The sequence below is a fragment of the Achromobacter insolitus genome (assembly GCF_002209555.1).
In the GTDB taxonomy this organism is placed as follows: Bacteria; Pseudomonadota; Gammaproteobacteria; order Burkholderiales; family Burkholderiaceae_B; genus Achromobacter; species Achromobacter insolitus.
In genome coordinates this window covers 495,668-514,114 of record NZ_NJIF01000001.1, presented here as the reverse complement: position 1 = coordinate 514,114, position 18,447 = coordinate 495,668, and the positions used below count along the sequence as shown (strand labels likewise).

15 protein-coding genes are annotated in these 18,447 nt (G+C 65.8%); 11 read left to right on the top strand and 4 right to left on the bottom strand.

Features of this window, described 5'->3' with window-relative positions; translation table 11 throughout:
* The first annotated feature begins 95 nt into the window (after positions 1 to 95).
* From CEY08_RS02255 to ltaE, 6 genes are all read left to right on the top strand, one after another.
* A complete protein-coding gene (locus tag CEY08_RS02255; RefSeq protein WP_063641974.1) occupies positions 96 to 1,985 on the top strand; it encodes a propionate--CoA ligase in 1,890 nt (629 codons plus the stop codon).
* Positions 1,982 to 2,389: a GlcG/HbpS family heme-binding protein gene (locus CEY08_RS02250; RefSeq protein ID WP_042792413.1), complete on the top strand. Its 408-nt coding sequence runs from the start codon at positions 1,982 to 1,984 to the stop codon at positions 2,387 to 2,389. The genes CEY08_RS02255 and CEY08_RS02250 overlap by 4 nt, the downstream gene beginning before the upstream one ends.
* Positions 2,386 to 3,726 carry an MFS transporter gene (locus tag CEY08_RS02245; RefSeq protein WP_076815800.1) on the top strand — a complete coding sequence of 447 codons (1,341 nt, stop codon included), beginning with the start codon at positions 2,386 to 2,388 and terminating at the stop codon, positions 3,724 to 3,726. Before CEY08_RS02250 ends, CEY08_RS02245 begins: the two co-directional genes overlap by 4 nt.
* A gap of 225 nt (positions 3,727 to 3,951) precedes the next feature.
* On the top strand, positions 3,952 to 5,931 hold the full coding sequence (gene acs / locus CEY08_RS02240) for an acetate--CoA ligase (protein ID WP_063641970.1): 1,980 nt from the start codon (positions 3,952 to 3,954) through the stop codon (positions 5,929 to 5,931).
* A gap of 152 nt (positions 5,932 to 6,083) precedes the next feature.
* Positions 6,084 to 6,971, top strand: a complete 888-nt coding sequence (locus CEY08_RS02235; RefSeq protein WP_088607575.1) for a DMT family transporter — start codon at positions 6,084 to 6,086, stop codon at positions 6,969 to 6,971.
* Between the two features lie 37 nt (positions 6,972 to 7,008).
* A complete protein-coding gene (gene ltaE, locus CEY08_RS02230; protein WP_063641965.1) occupies positions 7,009 to 8,019 on the top strand; it encodes a low-specificity L-threonine aldolase in 1,011 nt (336 codons plus the stop codon).
* 1 nt (position 8,020) lies between these two features.
* On the opposite strand, the gene aptA is transcribed toward ltaE, so the two are convergent.
* A complete protein-coding gene (gene aptA / locus CEY08_RS02225; protein WP_088607574.1) occupies positions 8,021 to 9,367 on the bottom strand; it encodes an omega-aminotransferase AptA in 1,347 nt (448 codons plus the stop codon).
* Between the two features lie 190 nt (positions 9,368 to 9,557).
* The gene (locus CEY08_RS02220) at positions 9,558 to 10,439 is read right to left on the bottom strand and encodes a GntR family transcriptional regulator (protein ID WP_042792418.1); all 882 of its coding nucleotides are present in this window, start codon (positions 10,437 to 10,439) and stop codon (positions 9,558 to 9,560) included.
* A gap of 160 nt (positions 10,440 to 10,599) precedes the next feature.
* On the opposite strand from CEY08_RS02220, the gene CEY08_RS02215 reads away from it, so the two are divergent.
* Genes CEY08_RS02215 through CEY08_RS02195 form a run of 5 tightly spaced genes read left to right on the top strand, consistent with a single transcriptional unit; the run spans position 10,600 to position 16,939 of the window.
* A complete protein-coding gene (locus CEY08_RS02215; RefSeq protein WP_076815798.1) occupies positions 10,600 to 11,706 on the top strand; it encodes a C45 family autoproteolytic acyltransferase/hydrolase in 1,107 nt (368 codons plus the stop codon).
* Positions 11,707 to 11,755: 49 nt separating this feature from the next.
* Positions 11,756 to 13,327: an ABC transporter substrate-binding protein gene (locus CEY08_RS02210; RefSeq protein ID WP_076815796.1), complete on the top strand. Its 1,572-nt coding sequence runs from the start codon at positions 11,756 to 11,758 to the stop codon at positions 13,325 to 13,327.
* Positions 13,328 to 13,333: 6 nt separating this feature from the next.
* Positions 13,334 to 14,278: an ABC transporter permease gene (locus CEY08_RS02205; RefSeq protein ID WP_063962438.1), complete on the top strand. Its 945-nt coding sequence runs from the start codon at positions 13,334 to 13,336 to the stop codon at positions 14,276 to 14,278.
* A gap of 7 nt (positions 14,279 to 14,285) precedes the next feature.
* On the top strand, positions 14,286 to 15,107 hold the full coding sequence (locus CEY08_RS02200; protein ID WP_042792420.1) for an ABC transporter permease: 822 nt from the start codon (positions 14,286 to 14,288) through the stop codon (positions 15,105 to 15,107).
* The gene (locus CEY08_RS02195; protein WP_232033756.1) at positions 15,104 to 16,939 is read left to right on the top strand and encodes an ABC transporter ATP-binding protein; all 1,836 of its coding nucleotides are present in this window, start codon (positions 15,104 to 15,106) and stop codon (positions 16,937 to 16,939) included. The genes CEY08_RS02200 and CEY08_RS02195 overlap by 4 nt, the downstream gene beginning before the upstream one ends.
* Before the next feature lie 9 nt (positions 16,940 to 16,948).
* Here CEY08_RS02195 and CEY08_RS02190 read toward each other — a convergent pair whose 3' ends face one another.
* Positions 16,949 to 17,293: an antibiotic biosynthesis monooxygenase family protein gene (locus CEY08_RS02190; protein ID WP_042792421.1), complete on the bottom strand. Its 345-nt coding sequence runs from the start codon at positions 17,291 to 17,293 to the stop codon at positions 16,949 to 16,951.
* Positions 17,290 to 18,438 carry a cytochrome P450 family protein gene (locus tag CEY08_RS02185; RefSeq protein ID WP_126389655.1) on the bottom strand — a complete coding sequence of 383 codons (1,149 nt, stop codon included), beginning with the start codon at positions 18,436 to 18,438 and terminating at the stop codon, positions 17,290 to 17,292. The genes CEY08_RS02190 and CEY08_RS02185 overlap by 4 nt, the downstream gene beginning before the upstream one ends.
* Between the last annotated feature and the right edge of the window lie 9 nt (positions 18,439 to 18,447).

The following is an 18,447-nucleotide window of genomic DNA, read 5'->3' as shown; positions in this document are numbered from 1 at the left end:
CAAGCCTCGTGCAAGGTTTGCCTACCAGAATGACCAAAAGATTCGAGAAGAAATCAATCAGCCTTAAGGCGTACGAACGATAACAGGAGACATAAATGCAAAAAACCCGGGATTTCCATTACCGCTCGATACATGACCGCGATGCTTTCTGGCGGGAAGAGGCCGGCCGCATCCACTGGGAGACGCCTTTCGAGTCCGTGCTGGACTACTCCCGGCCGCCGTTCGCCAAGTGGTTCACAGGCGGGCGCACCAATCTTTGCTACAACGCCATAGATCGCTGGCTGCCGACCCAGGCCGATTCGCCGGCCTTGATCTGGGTGTCCACCGAGGTGGAACGCGAGCGCGTCTATACCCGGCAGGAAATGTACGACGAGGTCAACGCTGCCGCCGCCATGCTCAAGGAGCTTGGGGTGGGGCGCGGCGACCGGGTGCTGCTTTACATGCCGATGGTGCCGGAAGCCGTATTCACCATGCTGGCGTGCGCGCGGATCGGCGCCGTGCACTCGGTGGTGTTTGGCGGCTTTGCGTCGGTCAACCTGGCGCAGCGCATTGACGATGCGGCGCCCAAGGTGGTGGTCTGCACCGATGGCGGTTCGCGCGGCGGCAAGGTCGTGCCGTATAAGCCATTGCTCGACCGCGCGTTGGCGCTGGCCAAGTCGCCGCCGGCCTCGGTAGTGGTGTTCGATCGCGGCCTGGCGCCGTTTGAACCCGTGGCGGGGCGCGACCTGGACTACGCAGCCTTGCGCCAGCGCCATATGGGGGCGCGAGTGCCGGTGGAATGGCTGGAGTCCTCGGAGCCCAGCTATATCCTCTATACCTCCGGCACCACGGGCAAGCCCAAGGGCGTGCAGCGCGATACCGGCGGCTATGCCGTGGCGCTGGCTTCGTCCATGGAGTACCTGTTCGACGGGCGCGCCGGGGATACCTTTTTCTGCACCAGCGACATCGGCTGGGTGGTGGGGCATTCCTACATCATCTACGGTCCCTTGATCGGCGGGCAGGCGACGGTGCTGTATGAAGGCACGCCAGTGCGTCCGGACGGCGCCATCCTGTGGAAACTGGTGGAACAGTACGGGGTCAACACCCTGTTTTCGGCGCCGACCGCGGTGCGCGTGCTCAAGCGACAGGATCCCGAACTGCTCAAGCGCCACGACTTGTCCTCGCTGCGCGCCGTCTACCTGGCAGGCGAGCCGCTGGACGAGCCGACCGCGCAATGGATTTCCAACGGCCTGGGCAAGCCCATCATCGACAATTACTGGCAGACGGAATCGGGCTGGCCGATTCTGTCGGCCCAGCCGGGCGTGGAGAAGGTGCCGACCCGCTACGGCAGCCCGTCGTTTCCCGTCTATGGTTTTGACGCCCGCATCGTCAGCGAATCGACCGGCGAGGACCTGGGTCCCGACCAGAAGGGCGTGGTGGCGATCGTGCCGCCGTTGCCCCCGGGCGCCATGTCCACCATCTGGGGTGACGACGAGCGCTTCGTCCAGACGTATTTCACGTCCATACCCGGTCGCCAGGTGTACTCGACCTTCGATTGGGGGCTGGTGGACGCCGATGGATATTGGTTCATCCTGGGCCGCACGGACGATGTGATCAATGTGGCCGGCCACCGCCTGGGCACGCGCGAGATCGAGGAATCCGTGAACAGCCACAGCGCGATTGCCGAATGCGCGGTGGTGGGCGTAGCGGACTCGCTCAAGGGGCAGGTCGCGATGGCCTTCGCCGTGCTCAAGAATCCCGCCGGGGCGGAGACCGAAGAGGGGGCAAAGCGGCTGGAAGGCGATATCATGCGGCTGGTGGAAGATCAGCTGGGCGCCGTGGCAAGGCCCGCCAGGATCCGGTTCGTGGGCGCGCTGCCCAAGACCCGTTCGGGCAAGGTGCTGCGCCGCGCGATCGTCGCGGTATGTGAAGGACGCGACCCCGGGGATCTGACCACCATAGAAGACCCAACCGCCCTGGAACAAATAAAGGAGTCGCTGCAATGAATACCAAGCCCGTGCTGAGCGCCGAGGACGTCAAGAAGATTTTGGCCGCGGCCGAAGCACACGCCCTGCAGAACAAGTGGGCCGTCACGATCTCCGTGGTCGATGATGGCGGCCACCTGCTGGGCATGCTGCGCCTGGACGGCGCGGCTCCTATTTCGGCGCATATCGCTCCGGCCAAGGCCAAGACCGCGGCGCTTGGCCGCCGCGAGTCGCGCGTCTACGAGGAAATGATCAACAACGGCCGCTACTCGTTCCTGTCGGCCCCCTTGATCGATGGCCTGCTGGAAGGCGGCGTGCCGGTCGTGGCCGATGGCCACGTGGTGGGCGCGGTCGGCGTGTCGGGCGTCAAGTCGAGCGAAGATGTGCTGATCGCTCAAGCTGGCATCGCCGCGCTCGGCCTATGAGCCACGGCGAGCCGTCGGAAGCGCCTGCCGGCGCTTCCGCGCTGCGCGCCGGAGCTGGGGGCGACGGCCCCCTGAATCCCGGCGTGGCCAAGCGCGAAGTCTGGGCCTGGGCCATGTACGACTTCGCCAACTCGGGCTATACCACCGTGATTCTCACGGCGGTGTTCAGCACCTATTTCGTCGGCGTGGTGGGCGGACGTGCTCCGTGGGCCACGCTGGCTTGGACGGCGGCGCTGTCGCTGTCCTATCTGCTTATCATGCTGACCATGCCCACGCTGGGCGCCCGCGCGGATGCGCGCGCCAGCAAGCGGCGGCTGCTTTATACCAGCACGGCGGGCTGCGTGGCAGCCACGCTGGTGCTGACGCAGGCCGGGCCGGGGGATGTCTGGCTGGCGTTGGCGGCTATCGTCGTCTCCAACTATTGCTATTGCGTTGGGGAGTCCGTGGTCGCGGCCTTCCTGCCCGAACTTGCGCGGCCCGCGGCGCTCGGGCGCGTGTCGGGCTGGGGCTGGAGCTTTGGCTACTGCGGCGGCATGCTCACCCTGGGGCTGTCCCTGGCCGTCGTGACCATGGCCGAAGCGCGCGGTGAAACCGCCGAGCATTTCGTCCCGTGGGTCATTGTCGTTACCTGCACGGTGTTTGCGCTGGCGGCGCTGCCGTCGTTTTTCTTGCTGCGCGAACGCGCCAAACCGCAGGCCGGCAAGCAGGAAGCGCTGCACATGCTCAAGCGGCTGGCATATGCCTGGCGCGAAACCGGGCGGCACTTTCCGGAGTTCCGTCGGTTGCTGATGTGCATCGCCTGCTACCAGGCCGGCATCTCCGTGGTGATCACGCTGGCCGCGGTCTATGCCTCGGAGGTGATGGGTTTCACCACGCCGCAGATCATGCTGCTGGTGTTCACGGTGAACATCGGCGCGGCGGCCGGCGCGTTCTCGTTCGGCTATGTGCAGGATCGCATCGGCCACAAGCCGGCGCTGGCCGTGACGCTGTGCGGCTGGATTGTCATGGTGCTGGTGGCCTACGCCGCGGTGACGGCGCCCGTGTTCTGGGTCGCGGCCACGCTAGCCGGCCTGTGCATGGGCACCACGCAGAGCGCGGGCCGCGCCATGACCGGCGCGCTGGCTCCAGCCGGCCGGCTGGCCGAATTCTTCTCGTTATGGACCTTCGCGGTGCAACTGGCCGCCGTGATCGGTCCGCTTACCTATGGCCTGGTTACGTGGGCCACACACGGCAACCACCGGTTGGCCATCCTGGTGACCGGCCTGTTCTTCGTGGGCGGCCTCATTCTTTTGTCGCGCGTCGACATGAAACGCGGGCTGGCGCGGCGCGCCGCTTGAGGCGCGCGGTTCGCGCAGACCGCGCTGGCTGCTATCCTTATGGACTGTCCGGTGGCGTCGCCCTTGCGTAGCGGCGGCGCGCGTTGATTGCCCGGCACCGTCCTTGCGCCGCGGGCTCTGGCCCGCATTTTGCGTAAGGTGCCCGTAAGAGCGTGGCGATACGGTTGCGGTTGGGTAATGGAACAAGCGGCACAAACAACAGAATTACCGATTGGAGACAAGATCATGTCGAACGCTATTGAGTCCGTACTGGTGGAAACCCGGGTGTTCCCGCCGCCCGAGCGCGCAGCACAAGGCGCCGCGATCCCCAGCATGGATGCCTATAACGCGCTGTGCGCGCAGGTCGAGAACGATTTCGACGGATTCTGGGCCGGGCAGGCGCGCGACAACCTGCAATGGACCAAGCCGTTCACGCAGGTCCTGGACGAATCGGATGCGCCGTTCTATCGCTGGTTCGGCGACGGCGAACTGAACGTGTCGGCCAATTGCCTGGACGTGCACCTGACCAACGGCAATGCCGACAAGACCGCCATCATCTTCGAAAGCGACGACGGCAAAGTCAACAAGGTCAGCTACCGCGAACTGCTGGCGCGCGTGTGCCGCTTTGCCAATGGCCTGGCGGCGCTGGGCTACAAGAAGGGCGATCGCGCCATCATCTACATGCCGATGTCCATCGAAGCCGTCGTGGCCATGCAGGCCTGCGCGCGCCTGGGGGTGACGCATTCGGTGGTGTTTGGGGGCTTCTCGGCCAAGAGCCTGCAGGAGCGCATCGTGGACGTGGGCGCTTCGCTGGTCATCACGGCCGACGAGCAGGTGCGCGGAGGCAAGACCATTCCGCTCAAACCCGCCGTGGAGGAGGCCTTCACGATGGGCGGTTGCGAGGCCGTGACCAAGGTCGTCGTCTACCGCCGCACGGGCGGCAAGGTGCAGTGGAATGAAAGCCGCGACCTCTGGATGCATGACGTTGAAGCCGGCCAGCCCGACACCTGCGAGCCCGTGCCGGTCAACGCCGAGCATCCGCTCTTCATCCTCTATACCTCCGGGTCCACCGGCAAGCCCAAGGGTGTGCAGCATTCCTCGGCAGGTTATCTGTTGTGGGCGCTGTTGACGGTGAAATGGACCTTCGACGCCCGCAAGGATGACGTGTACTGGTGCACGGCCGACGTGGGCTGGGTCACTGGCCATACCTACATCACCTACGGCCCGCTGGCCGCCGGCCTGACGCAGATCGTCTTCGAAGGCGTGCCCACCTATCCGAACGCTGGGCGCTTCTGGGACATGATTGCGCGCCACAAGGTCACTACCTTCTACACCGCGCCCACCGCGATCCGTTCGCTGATCAAGGCCGCCGAAGCCGCGCCCGAAGCGCACCCGCAGAACTACGATCTGGACAGCCTGCGCATCATCGGCACGGTGGGCGAGCCCATCAACCCCGAAGCCTGGATGTGGTATCACAAGAATGTGGGCCGCGAACGTTGCCCCATCGTGGATACCTGGTGGCAGACCGAGACCGGCGGCCACATGATCACGCCGCTGCCGGGCGCCACGCCGACCAAGCCGGGCTCCTGCACCTTGCCGCTGCCGGGAATCGCCGCCGCCATCGTCGACGAGACGGGCGGCGATGTCGAACAGGGCAATGGCGGTTTCCTGGTCATCAAGCGTCCGTGGCCCGCCATGATCCGCAACATCTGGGGCGACCCGGAGCGCTTCAAGAAGAGCTATTTCCCGTCTGAACTGCGCGGCTACTACCTGGCCGGCGACGGTGCGCAGCGCGATGCCGACGGCTACTTCTGGATCATGGGCCGCATCGACGACGTGCTGAACGTGTCGGGCCATCGCCTGGGTACGATGGAAGTCGAGTCGGCTTTGGTGGCGCACGAACTGGTCGCGGAGGCCGCGGTGGTGGGTCGTCCGGATGACACTACCGGCGAGGCCGTGGTGGCCTTTGTGGTGCTCAAGCGCTCGCGCCCCGAAGGCGACGAGGCGCAAGCCATCGCCAAGGTGCTGCGCGACTGGGTCGCCAAGGAAATCGGCCCGATCGCCAAGCCCAAGGACATCCGCTTCGGCGACAACCTGCCCAAGACCCGCTCCGGCAAGATCATGCGCCGCTTGTTGCGCGTGGTCGCCAAGGGCGAGGAAATCACGCAGGACGTTTCCACGCTCGAGAATCCGGCCATCCTGGATCAGTTGGCAAAGTCCTTGTGATCGCCGCCGTCCGCGCCATGGACGGGAAAGGTCCGCCCATGGCCGCCGGGGGCGGCAAGGCAGGCGCATAATGTCATACGCCCGTATCGGAACCTCCGGTACGGGCGTATTTGCTTTTTTTGCGTCCAGATTTTTTCTACGGAGCCGTGCCAGTGAGCCGCAGCAGTTTCGATCGTGCAGGGCTAGCCCTGATGTTCAGCACCATCCTGGTCTGGGCGGGCAGCTGGATCGCGATGAAACTGATCGTCCCCTACATCGGCCCCTTTGATTTCGTGGCGCTGCGCTACGTGTCGGGCGGATTGGTGCTGTTCGCGCTGGCATCGGCCATGGGGCGCCCACTGGCGATGCCGCCCTGGAAGCTGACCCTGCTGATCGGTTTGACGCAGACGGCGGGGTTCCAGGGCTTTGTGCAGACGGCGCTGGTGTCGGGCGGCGTGGGCAAGGTTTCGCTCATGGCCTACACGATGCCTTTCTGGGTGATCCTGTTCGCGTGGTGGCTGCTGGGCGAGCGGCCCACGGCGCGCCACGGGCTGGGCATTGCGCTGGCGGCCATCGGCCTGGTTTGCTTCGTGGAGCCCTGGAACGGGCTGGGCGACATCCGTCCCGTGCTGCTCGGGCTGGGCAGCGGGCTCTGTTGGGGCGTGGGCACCGTCCTGTCCAAGCGCATGTTCGAGCGCCATGCGCCCGATGTGATGACCTTCACTGCCTGGCAGATGCTATTGGGCGGACTGGTGATGACGCCGGTCGCTTTTCTCGTTCCGCAGATGTCCGCGCAATGGGGCTGGCAACTCTGGACCGGCATGGCGTATATCGTGCTGATCGCGACGGCCGCGGGCTGGTTGCTGTGGCTGCTGGTGGTGCGGCTGGTGCCGGCTTCCATCGCGGGCCTGTCCAGCCTGGGCGTGCCTGTCGTGGCCATGCTGTTCGCCTGGGCGCTGTTGTCCGAACAGCCTTCGTCGGCCGAGCTGGGCGGCATGGCGCTGATTCTCGCTGGCATCTGGGTGGTGAGCCGCGCAGCGCCTGCGGCGCGCGCCGACTAGGCCTTTTCAGAATTCCTTTTCCATCCTGGGACTTTTCATGATCGATCTGCGTAGCGACACAGTCACTCGGCCCTCTGCGGCCATGCTGCAAGCGATGGTATCCGCGCCCCTCGGCGATGATGTCATGGGTGACGACCCCACCGTGATCCGCTTGCAGGAGGCGGTTGCCGAGCGCGCGGGCAAGGCGGCGGGCCTGTTCTTTCCGTCCGGCACGCAAAGCAATCTGGGCGCCCTGATGGCCCATTGCGAACGCGGCGACGAATATCTGGTGGGGCAGCTCGCGCACACCTACAAGTACGAGGGTGGCGGCGCGGCCGTGCTGGGCAGCATCCAACCGCAGCCCATCGAGCACGCGGCGGATGGCTCGCTGCCGCTGGAAAAGCTGGCCGCGGCGCTCAAGCCCGAAGGCGATCCACACTTCGCCCGCACTCGCCTGCTGGCGCTGGAAAACACCTTTCACGGCAAACTGATTCCCGCGGATTACGTGGCCGCCGCGACTGCCTGGGCGCGCCAGCATGGATTGGCCACCCACCTGGACGGCGCTCGCGTGTTCAATGCCGCCGTGGCCAGCGGCAAGCCGGTGGCGCACCTGTGCCAGCCATTTGATTCGGTGTCCATTTGCTTCTCGAAAGGCTTGGGGGCGCCGGTTGGGTCGGTGCTGGTGGGCAGCGTGGAGCTGATTGCGCGCGCTCGGCGGTGGCGCAAGATGCTGGGCGGCGGCCTGCGCCAGGCTGGCGTGTTGGCCGCGGCCTGCCTGTACGCGCTGGAGCACAACGTCGAACGCCTGGCCGAAGATCATGAGAACGCCCGCCTGCTGGCCGACGGCCTGCGCGCGATTCCAGGCGTCAAAGTCTTGAGCCAGGACACCAATATGGTGTTCGCCGAATTCGAACCCGCGCGCTGTGAGGAGCTGACGGCCAAGCTGGCCGTCGACGGCATCCAGATGCGCGCAGTCTATGGCGGGCCGACGCGCCTGGTCACGCACCTGGATGTGTCGGCCGCGGATGTGCAGCGGGTCATCCAGGCCGTGGCGCGGCATCTGGGATAGATCACGCCGACGCTGACGCGTCCGCGCGCAATACCTCCGACAGCACTGAGAACAATTCGTCGATCTGCGCGCGCTCGATGATGAGAGGGGGCGACAACAGCATGGTGTCGCCCGCCGAGCGGATCAGGCAGCCGCGTTCCAGGCAGGCCTGGTGCACGGCATAAGCCCGCTGGCCGGGCTTGCCGTCGAGGGGCTCCAGTTCAATGGCGGCCAGCAAGCCGATGTTGCGGATGTCCACCACGTGGGGAAGTCCTTTCAGGCTGTGCGCGGCGTCCTCCCAATAGCGCCAGAGTTCGCGGCTGCGCTGGAACAGGCCCTCGCGGCGGCAAATGTCCAGAGTCGCCAGGCCGGCGGCGCAGGCCACGGGATGGCCGGAATAGGTGTAGCCGTGGGACAGTTCGATGGCGCTGTCCGGTCCTTGCATGAAGGCCTCATAGACATGTTGCTGCACCAGCGTGGCGCCCATGGGAATGGCACCGTTGGTCAGCCCCTTGGCGCTGGTGATGATGTCTGGCGTGACGCCGAAGTGCGATGACGCGAAGGCGCCGTCGATGCGGCCGAAGGCGCAGATCACTTCGTCGAAGATCAGCAGGATGCCGTGCGCATCGCAAATCTGCCGCAACCTCTGCAGATAGCCCTTAGGGGGCACCAGCACGCCGGTGGACCCCGCCACGGGCTCCACGATGACGGCGGCGATGGTCGATGCGTCGTGCAGGGCGACGATGCGCTCCAGTGTGTCGGCCAGGTGGGCGCCCCAATCCGGTTGGCCGCGCGTGTAGGCCATCTGGCTACGGTCATAGGTGTGCGGCAGATGGTCCACGTAGGGCAGGAGATTGCCGAAAGGCTTGCGGTGGCCGGCGATGCCCGATACCGACAGGCCGCCGAAACCCACGCCGTGGTAAGAACGCTCGCGTCCGATCAGGCGCACCCGCTGCCCCTGTCCGCGCGCGCGGTGGTAGCCCAGCGCGATTTTCAATGCGGTGTCCACCGCTTCGGAGCCAGAGTTCGAGAAAAACACGTTCGAGAATCCCGGCGGCGCCTCCTGGCGCAGGGCTTCGGCCAGCTCGAACGCTAGCGGATGGCTCATCTGGAAAGACGGCGCGTAGTCCAGCTCGTGGGCGGTGCGGGCGATGGCATCGACGATTTCAGGCCGGCGGTGTCCGGCGTTCACGCACCACAGGCCCGCGATGCCATCCAGCACGCGGCGGCCGTCCGGGCGGATGTAGTGCATGCCCTCGGCGGCGCTGAACAGCACGGGCGCACGCTTGTAGCGCCGGTTGGCGGTGAAGGGCATCCAATAGGCTTCGGCGTTGAGGGCGGGGGCGGGGTGAGGCGCTGAGGAGGACATGGGAGATCCGGCTTGGAAAGATTTGGGCTTTCTATTTTGTATTAATCAAATAATAAATACAATACTGGTCGAGCCGATCGGGTGGCGGGGCTGCGTGGCTCCCCTTGTCGCGGGGGGAGCCTGAGGGAATAGGAGTCCGTCAGCGCAGCCCCGTTGAGGGGGGGCGCAGCAAGGGGGGGAGTCCTTCTTTTCAGGACACTTGCAGCGACGTCTTCAAGTGCCGGCGCATGAGCTGGGAAGCCCATTCCTGGTCGCCGGCTTCGAGGGCGTCGATGATCTGCAGGTGTTCGCTGCTGGAGTTCACGAAGCGCGCGTCGCGGTAGAACGCCGCATGTTCCTCCAGCCGGCGCAACTGATTTTGCTGCTGTACCGCCTGCAGGATGTAGCGATTGCCCGAGAAGCGCGCCAGCATCTCGTGGAATGAGGCATTCAGGTTGAAGAATTCGGTGGCGGAGATATCGGCGTCGCTACGCGCGGCAAGCGCTTCATGCGCGGCGCGCATGCGCGCCAGCGCCTCCCGGTCCAGGCGGAATGTGGGTTCCAGCAGGCCGGCGCATTCGATGGTCATCCGGAAGCGGTAGCTCTCGTTGAGCGCGTCGCGGTTCTCCAGCGACGGAGCGAACTGCCAGCCATGGCCTTTGCGTTTTTCGATCAGCCCGTCCGCCGACAGTTGCAGCAAAGTCTTGGCAAGCACGCTGCGCGGCGCCGGATAGCGTTGCTGCAGATCGCGCTCGGTGAAGGTTTCCGGCAGTTCGCGCGCGGCGCGGTCGTCGATCAGGCGACGGTACAGCTCGTCCTGCGTGGGGCCGGCCCCTTCGATGGCTGGGGGCGCCGCGACGGCATGGGCCGCCACCGTATAGCCGCTGTTGGGGCGATGCGTAATGAGGCCTTGTGCGGCCAACAATCTCAGCGCGCCCCGTACGGGTGTGCGCGATACCTCGTAGCTCGCCGCCAGCGTTTCTTCGGACAGGTGATCTCCGGGCGCATAACGCCGGGCCACGATGTCTTCCGCAATGTGGCGCGCCAGATCGACTTGCAGCGGGGTGGGGCGGGCGGGAGCGGCGTTGGGCATGGGCGAGCGGGCGCGATTGGCGACGGAGTCGGAATGGTACCGGAGAGCCTCTGGCGCACACGCGCCTGCAAAGCATTCGGGGAAACCCTTGTATTGAACTTTTCTATATATTAGTACAAAATTTGCCCGTCTTATGAATCTCGCGCCGGAGCCTTGAGCCGTGACTTTGCCTACCCCCTTCCCCCTGGTCGACGTACAGGGCAGTCCTTACGAGCGGGGCCGCCAGCACGGCGCCGCCGTCCCGGAGCGCGTAGCGCGCAGCGTGGCCCTTTATCGTGGCCAGCTGGAGCGCCGCGGCGTCGCCGCGGATCGCTTGAAGGCATTGGCGGCCGCCATGGTGCCCGTGGTGGGCGACTATGACGCAGCCTACCTGGAAGAGTTGCGCGGCATTGCCGACGGATCGGGTCAGGCGCTCGAAGATGTGGTGGTCATTAACTGCCGCACCGAAATGATGTTCGGCCATGCCGAGCTGGGCCGCGCCCGCAAAGGGCTGGACGATGGGTGCACGGGGCTGGTCGTGCTGCCCGAGGCCGCCGCCGGCGGCAAACTCATGCATGCCCACAACTGGGATTGGCGCGAGGAATGCGTGGATACCGGCATCGTGTTGCGCATGCGCCGCGAAGATGGTCCCGATCTGTTGATGTTCACGGAGGCGGGCAGCCTGGCGCGCCACGGCTTCAACAGCGCGGGCGTTTCCCTGTCCGGCAACTTCCTGTCATGCGAGCACGATTACCAGCGCCCCGCCGAGGTGCCGCTGGTGCTGGTACGGCGCAAGATGCTGGAAGCGACCAATATCTGCAACGCTATGAAGGTGCTGTGGGCGTCGCGGCGCTTTTGCTCCAACAATCTGATGCTGGCCCAGGCGCAGGGCGAGGCGGTCGATCTGGAGTGCTCTCCCGACGAGATCTTCTGGATCACGCCCGAAGACGGCTTGCTGGTCCACGCCAACCATTGGATCAGCCCGCCTGCGCGCGCCAAGCTGTTCGACCGTGGCCTGGCGGCCAATCCGGATTCGATCTATCGCCAACGCCGTGTGCAGGACATGCTCGCGCGTGCTTCGGGCAGCATCGATTGGGACGCCATCAAGCGCATCCTGGCCGACGACTTCGCCGCTCCGGACGGTGTACTGCGTTCGCCCAAGCCGGCCAGCTTCGACAGCATTTCGGCTACGGTGGCCACCACTTTGATGGAGCCGGCCAGCGGCGTGATGTGGATCGCGCGCAAGCCTTATGAAGGACGCAACTTCGCGGAGTACCGGCTCTTCTGAACCGGCCCCAGACCTGTATGCGGCGATTGCCGCTCCTGGAGTGATCCCTATGAATTCGCATGGTTCGCGCGTCAAGAGCGCGCTGCTGTTGTCCGCCGCGCTGGCCGGCGCCACGACCGGCTTGCCAGCCACGGTGTGGGCGCAGGCCGCCGCTCCCGAAATCCGCTACGCGGAAGGGTCCGGCACGCCCACCACGCTGCCGGGCGGACGGTCCCGCAACACGTCCACCGACAACGTGCTGGCGCACGTGGTGGAATCCCTGGTGGCGCTGCGCGCCGACATGAGCGTGGCGCCCATGCTGGCGGACAGCTGGACCCTGTCCGAGGACAAACGCGCCTATACCTTCAAGCTGCGCCAGGGCGTCACGTTCCATGACGGCGCGCCCATGACCTCGGCCGACGTGAAATGGACCTACGACTATCTCAATAGCGCCCAGTCCGAGTATTCCTGCAAAAACCTCTACGACGGCAGCAAAGGGGCAAAGGTCGTGGCGGTGGAGACGCCTTATCCGTCCACGGTGGTGTTCAGGCTGGATCAGCCCTACGCCTTGTTCCTGGATCAGATGGCCAGCGTACAGTGTCCGATGCCGGTGCTGAGCGCCAAGAGTGTCGACGCCGAGGGCAAATGGTCCAAGCCCATAGGCACCGGTCCCTATGTCCTGGCCGACTGGAAGAAGGAACAGTATGTGCTGTTGACGCCCTACGCCGGCTACAGGCCGCGTGAGGAAGCGCCCAGCGGCATGGCGGGCAGGAAGGTCGCGCAGGCCAACGTGCGCTTCGTCGTGATTCCGGATGCCGCGGCGCAGAAGGCAGCCTTGATGGCGGGCCAGGTCGATGCCTACAACGCGGACGAAGACAATCTTCCAGTGAAGGACCCGCGCTGGAACATCGTTACCGAACAGGGGCTGGATACCGTCAACCTGCTGATGCAGACGCGCGCGCCCTTGTTGTCGGACGTGAACATGCGTCGCGCCATTGCGCTGGCGCTCGATTTCCCCGGTATCGCCCGCGCCCTGAACAACGGCCAGGCCACCTATAACCCGTCGCTGGTGCCCGCGGCCAGCGTCTATTACTCGGACGCGGATCGCGCGGGCTACGAAAAGAACCTGCAGGAGGTCAAGCGCCTGCTCGATGCCGCCGGCTATCGCGGCGAGCCCCTCAAGTTGCAGGCCAACAAGCGCTATCCGTACCTCTACCGGGTCGCGGTCGTGACGCAGCAATTGCTGGGCAAGGCCGGCATCAAGGCCGAACTCGACATGCTGGAGTGGGGCACTCAGGTGACCAACTTCCGCGAAGGCAAGTTCCAATTGATGGCATTCGCCTATTCGGCGCGCACCGAACCGGCACTGATGTTCCGGGACGTGATCGGCGACAAGTCCAAGACGCCCATGGCCCAATGGGAAAGCCCCGAGGCGGCGGCCATCCTGGAAAGCATCGAAGCCGAGTCCGATCCCGCCGTACGCAAGCAGGCGTTCGACAAATTGCACTCTCTGATGCTGCGCGACACGCCACTGCTGATGTACTACAACAAGCCTGGCTATGTCGTGGTCTCCAGCAAGCTGCAAGGCTACACGGGCTGGCCGCTGCGCAAGCCGCGTTTTTTCAACGTGACGAAGAACTGAGGCGCCGTGCTGGGCTATCTACTCAAGCGCATCGCGGCGTCGGTGCCCACCGTGATCGTCGTCACGGTGCTTGTGTTCGCGCTGATACGCGCGATCCCGGGGGATCCGGCTTCGCTGATGCTGGGCGACATCGACAATCCGGCGCTGCTTGCTGAAATGCGCCACGCGTTGGGACTGGACCGTCCCGTGGGCGAGCAGTTCCTGATCTGGGTTGGGAATGCAATGCAGGGCGACCTCGGCATGTCCATCGCGCGGCGCGAACCCGTGATGCACCTGGTGTTGACGCATTTCGCGGTGACGGCTCAGGTGGTGTTGACCGCCACGCTGCTGGCCTGCCTGGTGGCGGTGCCCGCTGGCATGGTGGCCGCCTGGCGCCAGAACCGCCGCGCCGACACCGCGATCGTGTCGACTTCGATTCTGTTCGTGTCCATGCCCAGCTTCTGGGTCGGCATTCTCTTGATCTGGTTGTTCGGGGTCAAGCTGAACTGGTTGCCGGTATACGGCTTTGAATCCATCGCGCAAGGCGGCCTGGGGGCGGCTCGCTACCTGGTTCTGCCAGTGTGCGCCATTGTGTTGACCGAGATCGCCGCCATTACGCGCATGATGCGCGCCAGCACCATCGAAACCTTGCGACTGGAATACGTAGCGCATGCGCGCGCCAAGGGCCTGCCGGAAAAGCGCGTCATGTTGCGCCACGTGCTGCCGAACTCCTTCGGCCCCACCCTGACGGTGATCGGCCTGATGTTGGGCCATCTGCTGTCGGGTGCCGCGGTCATCGAGACGGTGTTCACGCTGCCGGGCATCGGCCGGCTGCTGGTGGAAAGCATCTATGCGCGGGACTACCCCGTGGTGCAGGGCTGCCTGCTGTTCATCGCGCTTTTGTACGTGGCGGTCAACCTGGTGGTGGACCTGCTGTATCCGCTGTTCGACCCGCGCGTGAAGCTTCAATAGGATCATCATGGGCTTGAAACATACCAATGCCGTGCTGGGCGGCGCGCTGGTCGGAGGCGTCGTGCTGCTGGCTCTGGTCGGGCTGGTGTATACGCCGCACGATCCGTTGGAAGGGGACCTGCTGGCGCGTTTTTCGCCACCGTCGGCGGAGTATTGGCTGGGCACGGATGAGTTCGGCCGCGACGTGCTGTCGCGGCTGATGGCGGGCGCGGGCGTCAGCGTGGCGGTCAGTGTGTTCTCGGTGTTGCTGGCGCTGCTGCTGGGCACGACGATAGGCGTCACCGCGGGCTATGCGGGCGGCTGGGTCGACCGTGGCATCACGGTGCTGGTGGAATCGCTGATGGCTTTCCCGGGTCTGCTGCTCGCACTGGGCATCATGACGGTGCTGGGGCCGTCCAAATGGGGCGTGGTGCTGGCGTTGGGGCTGGCCTATTCCCCGTCAGTGTCGCGCATCGCGCGCGGGGCCGCGTTGTCCTTGCGCCAACGCGATTTCGTCATCGCTTCGCGCGCCACCGGCCATAGCGGCTTATGGACGGTATTCCGCCACGTATTGCCCAATTGCCTGCCGCCTTTGCTGATCTTCGCGACGTCCATTTTCGGTTCCGCCTTGTTGGCGGAAAGCGCGCTGAGCTTCCTGGGCCTGGGCGTGCCGCCGCCGTTAGCCACTTGGGGGGGCATGCTGTCCGAAAGCCGCAACGCCATGGACCAGGCGATCTGGCTGGCCGTGTTCCCCGGCGCCATGATTTCGTTGAGCCTGCTGGGTATCAATCTGCTGGGCGATGCCGTGCGCGATCTGCTGGATCCGCGCATGCGGGGGGTGATGGCATGAACTCGCAAAATCCCATCAAGTACGAACGCCAGAGCGCGGGACATGCGGGCAATCCGGGCGCTACCGTGCAACCCCTGCTGTCCGTGCGAGACCTGGAGATCCGCTTTCCCGGCAAGCGGGATGCCGCGCCTGTCGTAAATCGTGTGTCGTTCGATCTGCACGCGGGTGAATCGCTGTCCATCGTCGGCGAATCCGGCAGTGGCAAGACGTTGATCGGAAAGACCCTGTTGGGCCTCTTGCCGGACTCGGCCCGCATTACCGGCGGGCAGGCGCTGTTCGACGGCCAGGACCTGCTGCGGCAGTCGCCACGCGATTGGTTGGCAATGCGCGGCACGGGCATTGGCATGGTGTTCCAGGAGCCGATGGTGTCGCTCAACCCGGCGTTCCGCGTCGGTGAGCAACTGATCGAGGCGCTGGTGCTGCGCCGGGGGATGGCGCGCCGCGAGGCCTGGGACGAGGCCGTACGCATGTTGGAACGGGTGCGCGTGCGCGACGCGCAAGATTGCATGAAGCGCTATCCGCATGAGTTTTCGGGTGGTATGCGACAGCGCATTCTGTTGGCCGGCGTGATGCTGCTCAAGCCGCGCCTGCTGATCGCGGACGAGCCCACGACGGCGCTGGATTGCGTGGTGCAGAAGGAAGTGCTGGACCTGATGTGCGAACTGACCCGCGAGCAGGGCACGGCGCTCATCTTCATCAGTCATAACCTGGCACTGGTGGCCGCTTACACGCAGCGCGTGCTGGTCATGTGCCGCGGACGGGCGGTCGAGACCGGCCCGGTGGCCCGGGTGCTGTCACGCCCCGCGGACCCTTACACGCTCAGCCTGCTGGATGCGCTGCCCAAGCGTGGCCCGGCCCGGGCCGCGGTGCAAGGTCCGCCCATCCTGCAGGTCGACGGACTGGCGATCGACTACTCCGTGCGTGAGGGCTGGTTCCGCAAACGCGCCGTGCGCGCGGTGCATCGCGCGACGTTCGCCGTGGCGCCCGGGGAAACGCTGGCCATCGTGGGTGAATCCGGCAGCGGCAAGACCACGGTCATGATGTCCATTCTTGGCCTTGTCCCGCAGGCGCAGGGACGCATCGAGCTGGATGGCCGGGCCTTGTCCGCGGGTGGCACTGGACAGGCTTGGCAAGCGGCGCGCCGGCGCGTGCAAATGGTGTTCCAGGATCCATATTCGTCGCTGGACCCTCGCATGACCATCGGCGACCTGGTGGGCGAGGGCCTGAGGCTGGAAGCCGGCATGACGGCCGACGCCCGGCGCAAGCGCGTGGCGGAGGCGTTGCGCGACGTGGGCCTGGGCGAGGACTACGCAGAGCGTTATGCCCACGAATTGTCCGGCGGGCAGCGTCAGCGTGTCGCCATCGCGCGGGCGCTGGTGCTGCGGCCCGAGGTCATCATCGCCGATGAGCCTGTGTCCGCGCTGGACGTCACGGTGCAGAAGCAGGTACTGGAGACCTTGATGGCGCTGCAACGCTCGTATGGTTTCGCGTGCTTGCTGATTTCGCATGACCTGGGCGTTGTCGAACAGATCGCGGACCGCGTGGTAGTTATGCTGCGCGGCCATATCGTCGAAGAGGGCACGCGCGACGAAGTGTTCGACCGGCCCACGCATCCCTATACGCGCCGCCTGCTGCAGGCAGTGCCGGAATTGCGCGGCGACCGGGCCGAGGGTTTTCGCGTGGAAGTGCGCGATCTGCCGGCGGGTTCCGAGCGCGACGAGGCCGATTACTTCGACCCATCGACCGCGCAGGGCTCGCCCGCGATGACCGCAGTCCTGGCGTCCGGCGCCACCCATAGGGTGGCATTGGCGGCCGCGGCGGCCGGGGCTTGAGACGCGGCCCTAGCCGTGCCGGTCGCGGCTGTCGGCGGGTGCCGCGTCGCGCTCGTTCATGCCGTAGTCGCGCAGCACCTGCGCCACGCGCAGGCGGTAGTTGGCGAAGACGCCGCCGCGCCCGGCTTCCTGGGCTCGGCGGTGTGACTCCAGCGTGCGCCAACGCTTGACCGCCTCCTCGTCCCGCCAGAACGACAGCGAAAGCAGCTTGCCCGGTGTGCTCAGGCTCTGGAAGCGTTCGACCGAGATGAAGCCGTCAATGGCTTTCAACTCGTCGATCAGGCCTGCGGCAATGTGCAGATAAGGGTTGGGGTCCCCGTGGGCGGGCTCGACTTCGAATATCACTGCGATCATGGTGTCTGTTCCTCGGGAAAATCAAATTGCGGCACGCGCGCGTTCGGCAGCGGCCGATAGCGGAATCGAGACGCCAGCACGCGGGTATCCAGGCCCGCGCGCAGCAGGTGGGTGAAGGCGCTCGCGGCGTGAGTGCGAGCGGTAGGCCGGCCGGGGCAGGCATGGCCGAACGCGCCGAACGTCCAGTGCGCTTCAGGCTGCACCGTGGCTGCCGCGGCCAGCACCAGCAGCACGGTCTGGCCGGCCTGGATGCGCTGGCCGCCGATGTCGATATCGGCGGCGAGAAATCGGCGCGTATTGTGTAGCGGCGGGTCCTTGCGTTCGACCTCATCCATCAGCGCCAGCGCGGTATCGTCCGTGACGTCCGCCGGCAGGCCGCGCCGCCCGGCCAGGACGATTGCATTGCCCAGCAGCCCCGCGCCCGCCTCGCAGGACTGGAACAGCAGGCCGGCCAGATTGGCGGCCAGCAGCTCGGGGGCTACGCCCTGGCGCGCGCCGTCTTCGCGCAGCTTGCGCAAGGCCGGCGCAGCATCTGGCGCGTGCAGGTGCGCCTCCATGCGGGTATGGAGGCGCAGCGCGGCCGCGTGACCCGCCTCGATGCGATCACTTGTGGCCAGCGCGGACAGAAAGCCCGCAATGTCCGTTGCGCAATCGGCATACAGCTGCCTAGGCAAACCCAGAAAGGCGGCTTGCGCATGCACTGGCGCGGCGCTCAGGTAGTGGTCGACCGCGGCGGCATCCAAAGCTCCGGGTTCTGGCCAGACGGGCGGACAGGCCTGCGCGCCTTGCTCGCGGATATAGCTGACCAGCAGGGATTTCACTTGCGAGTGCGCCGGGCTGTCGTTCATGCGCACGAAGCGGCCGAACAATTCGCCCGCAGGGCCGCCGCACAGTGCCTTGGGCACGGGTTCCGTGACCGGGCGCACGCGCGCGGCGGGATGCTGCATGACGGCGGCTATCGTGTCCGGGTGGCTGGCGACCCAGAGGTCCAGCGCTGCCTCGCGGTATAGCGGTTGCTCCCGCGCCAGCGCGGCGTAGTAGGGGTAGGGGTCAGGATGAGTGACCGCCTGCAGGGGGTGGACGGGATACATGGCGATGGCGGGTAGTGGATCTGGCCGCCAGTATCGGCCAGTCGTGCCTGCCATGATTCGATG